The organism is Bacillus sp. V5-8f, from assembly GCF_002863565.1.
In the GTDB taxonomy this organism is placed as follows: domain Bacteria; phylum Bacillota; class Bacilli; order Bacillales; family DSM-1321; genus Peribacillus.
In genome coordinates this window covers 86,320-99,734 of record NZ_PGUW01000001.1, presented here as the reverse complement: position 1 = coordinate 99,734, position 13,415 = coordinate 86,320, and the positions used below count along the sequence as shown (strand labels likewise).

General features: G+C 38.5%; 10 protein-coding genes and 1 riboswitch. All 10 genes read left to right on the top strand.

Features of this window, described 5'->3' with window-relative positions:
- Window positions 1–38: 38 nt before the first annotated feature.
- Window positions 39–1,565 (top strand): efflux RND transporter periplasmic adaptor subunit, encoded by a 1,527-nt coding sequence (locus CUU64_RS00395; RefSeq protein WP_257985333.1) that lies wholly within the window; start codon window positions 39–41, stop codon window positions 1,563–1,565.
- A complete protein-coding gene (locus tag CUU64_RS00390) occupies window positions 1,565–4,669 on the top strand; it encodes an efflux RND transporter permease subunit (RefSeq protein ID WP_101631300.1) in 3,105 nt (1,034 codons plus the stop codon). The genes CUU64_RS00395 and CUU64_RS00390 overlap by 1 nt, the downstream gene beginning before the upstream one ends.
- A gap of 73 nt (window positions 4,670–4,742) precedes the next feature.
- The gene (locus CUU64_RS00385) at window positions 4,743–5,630 is read left to right on the top strand and encodes a TetR/AcrR family transcriptional regulator (RefSeq protein WP_180954409.1); all 888 of its coding nucleotides are present in this window, start codon (window positions 4,743–4,745) and stop codon (window positions 5,628–5,630) included.
- Between the two features lie 76 nt (window positions 5,631–5,706).
- The gene (locus CUU64_RS00380) at window positions 5,707–6,987 is read left to right on the top strand and encodes a TolC family protein (protein WP_180954408.1); all 1,281 of its coding nucleotides are present in this window, start codon (window positions 5,707–5,709) and stop codon (window positions 6,985–6,987) included.
- A gap of 667 nt (window positions 6,988–7,654) precedes the next feature.
- Window positions 7,655–7,942: a hypothetical protein gene (locus CUU64_RS00375; protein ID WP_101631297.1), complete on the top strand. Its 288-nt coding sequence runs from the start codon at window positions 7,655–7,657 to the stop codon at window positions 7,940–7,942.
- Window positions 7,943–8,171: 229 nt separating this feature from the next.
- Window positions 8,172–8,240, top strand: coding sequence for a hypothetical protein (locus CUU64_RS22990; protein WP_374702689.1), 69 nt, complete (start codon window positions 8,172–8,174; stop codon window positions 8,238–8,240).
- A gap of 779 nt (window positions 8,241–9,019) precedes the next feature.
- Window positions 9,020–9,103, bottom strand: a riboswitch (cyclic di-GMP riboswitch).
- 438 nt (window positions 9,104–9,541) lie between these two features.
- Window positions 9,542–9,994 carry a hypothetical protein gene (locus tag CUU64_RS00365; RefSeq protein ID WP_101631296.1) on the top strand — a complete coding sequence of 151 codons (453 nt, stop codon included), beginning with the start codon at window positions 9,542–9,544 and terminating at the stop codon, window positions 9,992–9,994.
- Between the two features lie 954 nt (window positions 9,995–10,948).
- Window positions 10,949–11,731 (top strand): Ig-like domain-containing protein, encoded by a 783-nt coding sequence (locus CUU64_RS00360; protein ID WP_101631295.1) that lies wholly within the window; start codon window positions 10,949–10,951, stop codon window positions 11,729–11,731.
- Window positions 11,732–11,893: 162 nt separating this feature from the next.
- Window positions 11,894–12,646, top strand: a complete 753-nt coding sequence (locus CUU64_RS00355; protein ID WP_101631294.1) for a YveK family protein — start codon at window positions 11,894–11,896, stop codon at window positions 12,644–12,646.
- Entirely contained in the window at window positions 12,639–13,337 is a 699-nt protein-coding gene (locus tag CUU64_RS00350; RefSeq protein WP_374702688.1) for a CpsD/CapB family tyrosine-protein kinase, read from the top strand. Before CUU64_RS00355 ends, CUU64_RS00350 begins: the two co-directional genes overlap by 8 nt.
- Window positions 13,338–13,415: the final 78 nt, after the last annotated feature.

Here is a 13,415-nt window from a genome sequence, read left to right as displayed (position 1 = left end):
CCGATTTATTCTACATAAAGAGAGGGAGAGAAAAAAGAGTGGGGAAACGTTGGCCTTTATTAACTGCTGCGGTAAGTTTCAGTCTTCTGATGTCTGCTTGTTCTTCAAAGCAGGTAAGCAGCAGCCAGGAAGAAAAGACTGCGATAAACGTTGAAGTAGCGAGTGTGACTACAGAGTCACTTGATGCGATTTCCAATCTTTCAGGCAAACTATTGCCGTACGAAGAGACAGTTGTGTCTTTCGAGGTTGGGGGACTTATTCAGGATATGAATGTAAACATAGGTGATCAAGTTAAGTCGGGAAGCACTTTATCGAATTTAGATCCCTCAGATTATCTACTTCAAGTGCAACAGGCGGCTAATGCCATCGACCAGGCACAGGCAGCTCTTAACTCATCGGATTCGGCAATACAAGCAGCTGACGTGGGCATTGGCTCTGCAGACGCAGGCGTCAATTCATCAGATGAGGCAATTAAATCAGCAGAAGCCAATATAAAGGCAGCAAATGCACGGATAAACAGTGCACAAGCCAGCCTTGCAGAGCTTGATAAAGGAGCCCGCGAACAGGAAAAAGCCCAGGCACAACTGGCGGTTGACAGGGCAAAAGCGGCTTATGACAAGTTAAAAATTGATACGGACCGTGTGAAAGCTTTATATAATGAAGGGCTCGCATCTAAAAAGGACTATGACGATATGCAGCTTCAGCTTACGAATGCACAAAAAGATGTGGCGAATGCAGAACAGTCGTTATCCCTCATTTTAGAAGGAGCGACTGAAGAACAAAGAAAACGTGTTGCATCAACTGTACAAGAAGCCCAAGCAGGACAGGAACAAGCCATGGCAGGTAAAGGGCAGTCGGTTGCTGCAAAAGGTCAGGCTATTGCTGCAAGAGATCAGGCGGTTGCCTCAAAAGAACAGGCAGTAGCTGCAAAAGGGCAATCCCAGGCAGCCTATGAACAGGCTTTGATCGGAAAGGAACAGGCGGAGCTTACCCTTTCAAAGACAAGCTTAAACTCCCCTATTACAGGGGTTGTGTTAGAAAAGCTAGCTTCAGAGGGCCAGCAGGTCAGTCCCGGAACATCAGTGTACAAGCTTGGACGCACTGACCAGTTAAAAGTCCTTCTTTCCGTACCGGATAAGGAAATCAAGGATTGGAGCATTGGCGACAAAGTGTCAGTGTCACTCTATGATAAAGTGAAATCAGGGAAAGTAAATAAAATTCACCCGCAAACAAATGACAGTACCGGAACCATCAGCGTCGAGGTTGTGATTCCAAATAAGGATTTTGAATGGGTGCCTGGCCAGGTAGTGAAGGCCAACAGGGTCACAAGTGACAATAATGGAATACTCATTCCCATTGAAGCGGTCATAAGCAGTGGGAATAACCCATATGTTTTCAAAGCAGTTAAAGGGCATGCTGTTAAAACCGAAGTGAAAACCGGAAACTTAATTGATAACAAGATTCATATTGTGAGTGGTTTGAATGAGGGCGACCAAGTCGTTATTCGTGGAGGAGAATTATTGCTTGACGGTGACCCGGTGAAAGCGGCCGGGGGTAAAAAGTAATGATAGAATATTTGGTCAAAAAACGAAAAATTACCCTCCTATTTTTTTCGGCCATCACTGTATTTGGTATATTAACCTTTTTTCAATTGCCGAAGCAGGAAATCCCGGACCTTGTCATCAGCCAGGCGATCGTAACGACCGCTTATCCTGGTGCTACTCCGGAAACAGTTGAACAAACGGTTACGAAGAAAATTGAGCAAAAAATTAAAGAAATACAAGGTGTCGATACGATTACTTCCACATCCATGGAAGGTGTTTCAACCATTACGGTGATGCTGGAGCCTGATGTGGAGCCGAAAGAAAAGTGGGCTGAGCTTCGCACAAAAGTACAAGATGCCGAAGCGGATCTTCCGGACGATGCGACTCAGCCATTTGTTAACGATAATTTAGTTAAAACATTTATCAGCTCTTACGCTGTATATGCTGAAAAGCCGGAAAGACTGAAAGAATTAAATGATTTAATGGACACCTGGAAAGATCAGTTACGAGCAGTTTCCGGCATCGCGGATGTGAACATCCAAGGGATTCCTGAACAAGAAATCCGGGTAGACCTGGATACGCAAAAAATGCAGCAATACAATGTATCGTGGCCACAAGTTACACAGGCCATTCGAGCGGAAAATGAACGAATGCCGATTGGTGATATCGATTATAAAGAGCGGAATTATCAGCTAAGAATAACAGATACAAGAAGCATTGATTCCCTGAACAAAGTAATCATTACCAGAACCGAAGAAGGCTTTCCTATTTATCTAGAACATATAGCGAAGGTAACCCTAACACATGGGGAAGGCTCGTACAATGGGTACATAAATGGGAAACCTGCCATTACCTTAGACATTAGCGGGGAAACAGGAAGCGATGTTCCTACTGTGGACGCTGCCGTTGTCAAGGAGATGGATAAGTTAAAAGAGTCTCTTCCTAAGGGGTTTAAGCTTGACTTATTGTACGCCCAAAAAGATACGATCAGTGACATGTTTTCCGACTTATCCAAAGAACTGATTATCGCGATGGTCGCAGTTGTTATCGTATGTATGCTCGGCTTGAATTTAATTACATCTTCCATAGTGGCATTAGCGATTCCGTTATCCCTGGCAATAGGATTTGTGTTCCTGCCGATGTTTGACGTGACTCTGAATCAGATGACGGTTATTGGGATCATTATAGTTCTTTCGCTGTTGGTGGATGATGCGATCGTGGTTAATGACAATATTGAAAGAAGATTAACGGTTTTGGGAGAAAGTCCGTTAAAAGCTGCGGTTAATGGTACAAAAGAAGTTATTATTTCCATCATTACAGCCACACTTGCAACGATTTCGGCCTTTTTGCCGCTTATGTTCTTAACCGGGGATATGGGGAAATTTATTAAACCAATTCCTCTTGTTATTATCGTTGCCTTACTGGCATCCATGGTCATGTCACTGACAATTGTTCCGATATTCCGTGAATGGAATGAAAAACGCAATCAACACAGACGTGAGGAATCCGGTAAGCCTGCAGGATTTTTGGGAAAACAGATTCATGCTTTGAACCAATTTTACTCTGGTAAATTGATGAGGAGAGTCGTACAGCATCCATTACGGATTGGCTTGTCTGGACTATTGATTGGAACAGCCGCCTATGGATTGGCTCCATTTGTCCCTGTTGAGTTATTTCCTACAGCAGAAGATCCGCAATTTTCAATAAATGTAGAAATGCCAACTGGAACTGCTCTTCAAGAAACCGATCGGATTGTCACAGAAGTTGCTGCGTGGGCTGGCAAACAACCTGGCGTGAAAGATGTCAGTTCCGCTTCTGGAGGTGGCGCGCCTCAGCTATTTAACACCATGCCTGCGGGTTCAGGAGCAGAAGTCGGACAAATATCTGTTTTAGGTGAAGCTGGGAAGCTGGATATCGATACAACCATTGAAAAGTGGAATGAGCATTTTGAAGAAGCTTATCCTGGAATATCCGTAGTGACGCAATCGTTATCAGCTGGTATCGATGTCGGTGCGCCAATTTCCATCCGGCTGACCGGACAGGATATGGAGCAGCTGCGTAATCTATCCGCACAGTTAAAAACAATTATATCCGACACAAACGGTACATATGATATTACTGATTCTATGGGAACTCAGCGTTATTCCCTTGAATTCCAGGTGAATAAGGATGCTATGGATCAGAAGCTTGTCAGTTATACAGATCTATCAACAACCCTGCGTTTAATTAGCCAGGGGCTCGACGTCAGTGAATTTGACACAGGTGATGACCTGATTGATATCAAGCTTTATTTGGAGAAAACAAACGAAGATCCTACAGCCTTATTTCAAAGACTTAGTGTAACGAATATGGAAGGTGAGCAGATTCCATTGGCGCAGCTTGCCGAATTGAAGCCAACGTTCTCTGTTCAGCAGATCTCCCACTATAATCTAGAGCGGTCCATAACAGTGAATGCTGACGTTAGAGAAGGAACGACTGCCACTGAAGCAATGGCAGAGATTATGTCGAAAGTAGAAAAGCTCAATTTCCCTGAAGGATACAAGTGGGAAATTGGTGGTGAAACTGAGCAGCAAACGGAATCGTTTTCGGATTTAGGAAAACTGTTCCTAGTGTGTATCACGATTATCATTATTTTAATTACAATTCAATTCTACTCTTTATCCATTCCGGTTATTATTTTAACTACGGTATACTTAGCCGCAGCTGGCGGAATCATCGGAATGTTTATTACAAGGACGCCGATTGGCTTTATGTCAGTCATCGGTATCACGGCCTTGGCAGGAATAGTCGTCCGGAATGGGATTGTATTAATTGAATTTATGGAAGATGCGAGACATGAAGGACTGGGGTTGACAGAAGCTGTTATTAAAGCGACTGAGGCCCGTTTCCGCCCGATTTTATTAACGGCAACTGCAGCCATTCTAGGGCTTCTTCCTGTTGCGCTTATCGGGGATATTCTCTTTAGGCCTATGGCCATCACCATTATTTCTGGTGTTATTTTCTCTACAATCTTAACGTTGTTCGTTGTTCCATCTTTATACATGGTACTCATCCGGTTTAAAGAAAAGCGCCAGCAAAAGAAGCTTGCACGCCAATTGAATAAGAAACAAGAGGTTTCTATATAAAAAATCAGCGAGTCCTAAAAGCCTGGTAACAGGCCTTTAGATATCTTTAAAAGTTTTGTTAGGGGGGAGTTTCTTGGAAGACAAGCAAGTAGAGGTAATACGCATCGCGCTCTCCCTCTTTGCAGATAAGGGATATAATTTCACCTCTGTTGAGGAAATTGCAAAAGAAAGCGGGATGGCAAAGGGGTCGTTTTATAAATATTTTCAATCAAAGGAAGATTTGTTGCTCCAGATCTTTGAAATCATTCCGCAGCAAATCGAAAAAGGCATGACGAAGATCTATAGTAAACAGTATGCATCTGACCATGAGAAGCTGGTGGACTTTATTTACATGACCATTGAGACGCTAATTTCCAATAAGGTCCATCTGTTAATGGCCATGATTTTTGACCCGCCGCTCATCAAAAATAAAGAGACAGAAGAAAAAATACAGCAAACAGTGCTTAAACTAAACATCGGAATGAAAGAGTTCCTGCTGCATCTATGTGGTAACGAGGTGGAGGAATATATATGGGATCTTACGTCCCTGCTGAAAGGGTACATGTTCCAATACTTCCATATGTGCAGGTATTTCGAGTCCGGAGTCGATTCCAAAAAGTTAGCCGAATTCCTGGCTACGGTTTTAGACATTGTAATGAAAGGGCTAATCGAAAGAAAGCCTGAATCAGTATTATCTAAACAAGCATTTAATCAGGACATACTGTTTCAGTCACAGAGTCCGTGGTTAACGGGACAAAGGATTCAGCTATTGTTACGGCAAATGGAATACGTGGTCAAAGGGCTGAAAGTCAGTGTCGAACACCAAGAGGAATATATGAACACGATTTCACTGCTTAGAGAGGAAATCAATCGAAAAAACTCGCAAACATTCCTGCTGAAGGCCTTGATTACTTATTTGCAGGAAGTACCTGAGCTTACGGATGATTGTGCATCACTGAAAAATTTCCTGGATATCAAATGAATATCGTTCATATCATGTAAAGGTATTTAGTGGTACGGTGTTAGTTTTATCACATTCTATAGGGAGAATGATAACTATGAAAAGAGTAGCCACGCTTTTATGCGCTGCAACAATTGTTGGTTTACCGCTTGCTGCCACGGCTCAGGCAGCTGAAGAAGCAACGGTCGTAGAACAAGTGCAATCGGAACAAGTAACAGACGGAACCCCTTCTGAAGAACTTCAAAACGAGGACGTTAAGATCCTTACGCTAGGGGATGTCATTCAACGTGCGATAAACAATGACCAAAATCTTGTGGTCATGCAATTTGAACTTGAAGCTCTAAAAAACCAAGCACTTGATGTAGCCTATGATAAACGAGATGCACAAAAGGATATTCGAGATTTTGAGAGAAAATTAGATAGATTAAAAGACCAGCGCGATCGTTTAAAAGATCCTTCGCAGGCAGCAGACAGAATCGCAAACGGCCAGCAACGGATTGCGATCAATGATGCGCTCGAGGCACTTGACGATCAAATAACCGCCCTCGAGAATGCGATGAAACAATTAGAATCAGGGCAAGTTCAATTAAAGCTTCAGGAAGAGGAAGTTAAAGAAGGAATCACTTTAAAGTTAACTTCTACTTATTCCGGTTTGCTGAGTTTGCAGCAGCAAATGGACTTTACCAAAAAGGCCATCCAAACATCTAAAAATGATGTAAAAAAAGCAGAGAAATTGTACCAATATGGGGCAGGATCAAAAGATGCTGTTGACCAGGCGAAAAAAGAACAAATAAATGCTGAGAAACAATTGGAGCAGCAACAGAAAAACTATAATCATGACTTGGCAGCTCTTGCGTTCGACATTAATGTTAACTACACTCCTGATTTACAGGTAACACCAGTAGATATCGATGTCACGGCCCCATCTACAGGCGAAAGCTATGACTCTATTATTGAAGGAACCTTCCAAATGAAACGGGTGAAGGACAGCCTGGAATTGGCAAAATACAACCGCGATGAGACATACGCAGACGAGGATGCCAGCCAATATGCAAAGGACCAGCAGGACTCTAAAGTAAAAGCGGCAGAACAAACGATTGAGAAACTGCATAAAGAGCTAACCACTAAAATCGAAACACTCCATCATAACGAAGACACTGCCTTTTTTAACTATGAGGAAGCGGTTAGAAAACTGGAAGATGTAAAAACAGATTTGACCAAGCTCGAAAAGAGATATCGGTTCGGTATTGTACCGAAACACGATTATGAAAAAGCAAAAATGCAGCTCGAGCAATCCACCTTACAGGTTGAGATTACAAAAATGCAGTATTTTATGACACAAAAGTCCATAGAGGCTCTAAATAAAGGGTATATTTAAGAGTTTTTAAACGGAAAATTGGATAGAAGTATGATAAGAACTATGAGGTTCTTAATTCAGGCAGGCATCTTTTTTAAAGAGCCTGTCTTTTCTATTTAATTAGATAGTAATCAAACGTTTGATTAACTGCTATTGTGTAGAAAAATGTTTTTTAAAAAACGATTGATTAAATTCTTTAGTTATCTAAAATAGCACTAGCTTAATAACATAAAAGATCAGCGGCAGGTTACTTGTATGCTATATTTGTAGTTCATTAAAAGAATTATGGCAAGAAGATTATTAATCACATGACATGATATTTTTCTTTAACTTCAAGTCATCGATTTCAGTAAACATTTTTTTAGTTAGGTGGAAAGTTTTTTAAAAGTTAATGAATTAGAATCTTAAACAAAGCATAATCCTTTATAAGAAATAAAGTCAAAGCGGTTTTTTTACTGCTCTGTAGGTAGATACGGACAACAAACGAAAGTAATTCATTAATTAATTATCTTCCACACTTTTCTCCCCAGTTTATTTAAAAATTCTACACAATAAACTTGTGTCATTATGTTTAAGGGAAAGACATTATGCTCAAACTGTTAACTAACGGAATGAAAACATCTTTGCTCCTTCATTTTGTTCCAAATACTAGAACTAGGAATTTATGAACGGGGAGATGGTAGGGTATATGAAGAATTTTGTTACTATTCTTAAGTGGTTTGTTGAAGAAATCCACGAAGCAAATAAAGAATTAGTTTCGGGAGTAAAAGAAGTTGGTAAGGAATTCATAACCGACATGAAAGATGTTGTGAAAAAAAACAACCCAACTATGGGTAAAGCAGTAGAGGGTGTGGCCAGAGTTGCACAAACTATTGGGAATACTATTAAATCTGCGCCAAAGCCAAATATAACAGTTCCTGATGTGAGAATTATTCTTAAGGACATAAAAGAAGTGAGGAACGAATTTTCGAAATAGCAGACCACATTAGCGTTACAGGTGGAGTACGGATTCCGGGATATTCTAATCAAGCACTATATCTTGGTAATAATCAGGTAATCATTTTCAACATGGTGAAGTCTGGGTAGATAGTATTTAGGACTTCAAAAGAGGAGGGGAATTGAGGGTAATGGATAGTGTATCCACCTCTTCTAAAGAAGTCATCATCCATGGAGCGTACTAAAGAATTAGAAAGAAGCACTATAATTTGATTATCAATAATTGTGAACACTTTGTTAACTGGTGCAGAGATAGTAATACTACGGATAGTATATAAGGATGAATAAAGGAGGGCTATTAATGAAAGAGCAAGAAAACTTCCTAAAAGGTTTATTATGGGGAACATCATTGAGCATTCCTTTATGGATATCATTCTATGGTTGGGTGAGAATTTTATTTCGAATTTTTCATCACTAAATGCGTAGGAGTAAAACAATTTATAAGAGTAGGACGCCGCTACTCAATTTTTTTATGCCTTTTTCGAAATATGGGGGAAACAGATGTCTGAAAAATTAGAGAGGATTCACATTGTTTAGGTTATCTGTGGTGTTGTAAAGATGATGATATGTTGAATATCCCCAAAATGTCCTGATATCTTTACATGGATACTGAAAACAAAAATATACGAAGCAGGAGAGCGTGATACCATTATTAAGAAACAACGGTGTATTTTTAGCTGAGTATGACCGGAGCATATGAAGGATATGCAAATGTAGGGGTGTCTAAATTAGTGCAAGAATACCTCGCAAGTTTGCTATAGAATTAAAGAAATATACCAGGTAGTGATTAATTAATATAGGAAAAAGGGAGCTCAAATTCGCTGTGCTCCCCATCTTATTTATGTTTTGTTTTTACTATGTTTCTTGTCTTATGTAATGTAGGCCTTGTTGATGTCAAAACCCAGTAAAACTTATGAAAACCATTATACGTGACTACCTCTGTGCTCACCACATCGGATGCATCTTTTTGAATAAAAATCAATTTTGTGGTTTTTAAAAAACAGGCGACAAAAGATGGATTTAATTTTCAAATGAACCACCTCCCTTTGGAAACAATTCCGGTAGTCCAGCCACCATAGCATATGCCTTAGATCTGCGACTTTGCGTCCCTATTTTTCAAGTAGGTTTGCCCTTTACTGATAGTGTTTACAGTTTTATACATCTAGTTAACTTGCCAATATATTACCATATATATCTATATTAAACTAGAGAAATATATACTATCTTTCTTTCGTATGGATGAATTATCGGTCTTAGAGGATAAAAAATGGTGTTGGATGGATGAGTGGTTTAATATTAATGATTTAATACAATATTGTTTCCTTTACGTCGGTTTTCACACTGATAAAAAGTATCCGGTGTTTTGATTTACTAATCCATACTCTAGATCAATTGAAGTAACAAAAATTAATCAAACAGTCCCTATATCACGAGAAATAATTTTTCCTAAAAACAAATGTACATTGTTGAATAGCCGCTAAAATCAGGTTTTTAAAGTGCCGGCATCCTAAATGCTATTAATAATAATTTTTTAATTAGGACATATCCTTTGATATAGCCTAATTAAAAGGAGCGGCATATGTATAAAGTCAAACGTCGTGCATTATTTCTAATTTGGTGTGTTTTATTTGGAATTGTAAGTTATTTGTTTTTCTTTATGTTTTCCCCTAGTCATAAGACTAAAACTGTTGTTGATGAATTTTATAGTTATGAACAAGAAGGGAACTTCGGTAAATCGTGGAACTTATTACATCCTTATATGAAAGAAAAATGGCCTAAAAGCACTTACATTAACGATAGGTCGCATGTTTTTTTAGGTCATTTCGGGTCAGAAACATTCGAATATTCAATTCAGGAGGTCGAAAAGATGAATGGGTGGAGAATGTCAAAAGATTTACCAACATTTAAAAAAACCTATAAATTTGAAGTTATTCAAAACTATAATGGGACATATGGAAAGTTTTCATTTTTACAATATGTTTATGTTGTGAATAATAAAGGTAATTATGAAATTGTTTGGGACTATAATTAATAGTCCCTGGCCCAGCTAGTTGTAATTGTGAAATCAAAACAGAAAGGCTCCTTATTTTAAATATAGCCTACTAGTACAGTATTGTCCCGCACTATGATAAACATATTTTTTAGAGGAGAGTTGAGATATTAATTTCTTAAGAAATATTTTGATGGCGTGATTCTTAGGTGAACTCAACAGTCCGTCGGTGCCTCTGTTGCTACTCCTATTGATAAAAAAAATAAATGTAATCCCCTAATTTCTCCAATTTTCTGCCAAAACTCCGCAAACATTCGTTTGTAACATAAAATGTCAATACCTCATATCATGGCTCTCTACCATGCAGGAAACTGTTTTTAATTTAGTCTTGCTTTCTCTAACAGGCACATTTGTGCGGCGCTAAAGAGAATGTCCCCAACAATCGTTCCTAAGTAGTATATGTCATTTCAGTTATTAGTTACCTCTACAAGATTAGGTTCCTTTAATTATTTAATGCATCCGTGATGAATTACTTCAAATGCTACCATGTATTATGAAACTTAAATAAGACATGACAGCCAGTCTGATAAACTACTCACTCCTCTTCTTCCTCGTCTCTATACACGTTACAACTACCATGCCGTTCTCATATCCGTTTTTTCAATTTTTCACTAAAAAGAGTAGAAATATTCCGTGACCCTCACTTTCAAACCCATTGCTTCTCTTTACCCGCCTTTAAGCATTACTCCTGATACACAACCGTGTTTATATCTTAACAAAAAGACCATGAAATCTTTAAATTAGTGGCTGCCGTTTAATTAGTTTATTTCATAGAAAACTGTTGGTTGTGTAGCAATTTATGAATTCACAATACATCAGTCAAATATATGAATTACCACCACATTGTTTCAAATATAAAAAATTCCCTAATCTCTTTCTAGTACCTGCCGATAAATAGGATATGTGTATTATTAAGTAGAAAAGGAGAAAAACATAGTGAAAAAATTCGTTTTATCTGTGATAGCCGTAATCTTACTTATTTGGTCCCCAGGTAATCAAACCCAGGCAAAAACATACGTAACGACCGTTTATAAAAATCCTGTTTCCGTCACTTACGTCTGGAAACAATCGTTTAAGGAAAGGGTCGCTAAAAATTCCATTTCAACCAAAAACATTTACATGACCGAATATGATAAGACGACGAGAATCCCGTTGAGCATTTCTTTGTTAAAAGGGGAGAAAATTATTCAGATCAAACCAACAAAGGCGCTTAAAAATGGACAAAAATATGCTTTGGTAATTGAGAATGTAAAATCGGTTAAAGGAAAGGTGTTAACAAAACCGCTAAGAAAGATTTTCACCACAGTAAAAAAACCGGTAGCAGTAAAACCTCAGCCGGCAATCACATCAACAATTGTAAAAACAACTAACAAAACTGTTACAGGTGTAATTGCTGAGAAGAACGGCAAAATCACCATAACTTATGATTTTCGAAGCTGTAAAGATCAAGAAATAATAGAAGACAGCTCATTAACCGCGTCGCAAAACTATCGACTGACATTTAAGAAAGTTCCACCGACCGTCAGCCTGTTCATACCAGAAAATTATTCCGAAAAATTAATAAAGGGAAAAAATAAACTTCAGATAACAGAAAAAATGAAAGAATATAAAGCTCAAATGGGATTGATTCGTATGGGAGGCAACTTGATTTTAGAGGGAACATTAACAGATGATGCTGGGCGTGTAAAACCAATTACTTTAACATTTACACTGAAATAACTTTATACACCAAATAAACTTTAGTTGTAAGAGTATGTCAACTTATTGAAATAACACTGTAAAAAAAGTAATATAAATTTTTTCCAGTTATATTACTTGAAAAAAATGTATGTTATAATCTTATCTGGAATTGTCGAAAAATCATTCTACTTGGAGGAAATAATGGAAGAAACGATTAGTTTAAGAGAGTTGTTTGAGACTTTAAAAAAGCGGTTGTCTTTAATTATTGTTATTACTCTGCTAGCTGCTGCGATTAGTGGTGCTATGAGCTACTTTTTTATGAAACCAGTTTACAAGTCATCAACACAAATTCTGGTTAGCCAAGCAGCTGCAGGTGCCTTAGCCTCGCTTGCCGGCTTGTCCTTTGATGCTGACGCCAAATATATTGAAACTTACAATGTCATTATGAAAAGTCCATACATATTGGATCAAGTTATAAAGGAATTGGACATGGATACGACGCCTGAACAACTAAACGGAAGTGTGAATGTAGCGCAAGAAGGTGCGTCTCAAGTAGTAACCATTAGCGTGGAAAATCATAATCCCGCGCAGGCCGTTCTTATTGCCAATGAAATTGCAAAAGTATTTCAAAGAGAAATTTCTCAATTAATGCGAATTGACAATATTACTATTCTGGCACCTGCACAATTGGCAGAAAACCCAGTTCCTGTTAAACCACAACCGCTTTTAAACATTGCAATTGCTGTAGTTGTTGGATTAATGGCAGGAATCGGTTTGGCCTTCTTCCTAGAATATCTCGACAATACGGTTAAATCAGAACAAGACGTAGAAACATTGCTGGGACTTCCGGTACTTGGTGCAGTAACAAAAATCAATTCGACTGACGAGCGTAATTCTGCTTCATCTCAAAAGAAAAAAACAAAAACAAATAGAGGTGAGTCTCTTGATTTTTAGAAAAAAAGAAAAAAACAATCATTCCTCAAATCGTACACTTATCACTCATACAAATTCAAGGTCGCCTATATCGGAACAATATAAAACCATTCGAACAAACATACAGTTTTCTTCTGTGAATGAAGAAATTCGTTCATTAGTAGTGACTTCTTCAGGACCGTCCGAAGGAAAGTCAACAACGATAGCTAACTTGGCAGTAGTATTTGCACAGCAAGGCAAGAAGGTTTTGCTCATTGATGCGGATTTGAGGAAGCCAACGGTTCATTATACGTTTAGAAAAGAGAATAACGTTGGTTTAACAAACGTACTTACGAAACAAACAGATTTGAAAAATGCAGTATCCGAATCGGATATCGAAAGCCTCTACGTGTTAACGAGTGGACCAATACCGCCGAATCCTGCCGAACTATTAGGATCAGTGTCCATGGATGAATTATTGGACGGGGCACTTGAATCATTTGATATGGTGTTATTCGACACTCCTCCTGTACTTGCCGTAACAGATGCCCAAATACTTTCTAGTAAATGCAGTGGTACCATTTTGGTAGTCAACAGCAATCAAACTGTGATTGATGCTGCAAAAAAGGCTAAGGAACTTCTTCTGGCTGCTCAGGCAAAACTGCTGGGTGTTGTTTTGAATCAAAAAGAACAAAAAGAAGGTCAATATTACTATTATTATGGTAATAATTGAAAGTATATTACAAAAAAAGTGTAAATTACCTTTTTTTATGTCGAGAATAGTACTATAATAGCAGTTAATAAGAATTAT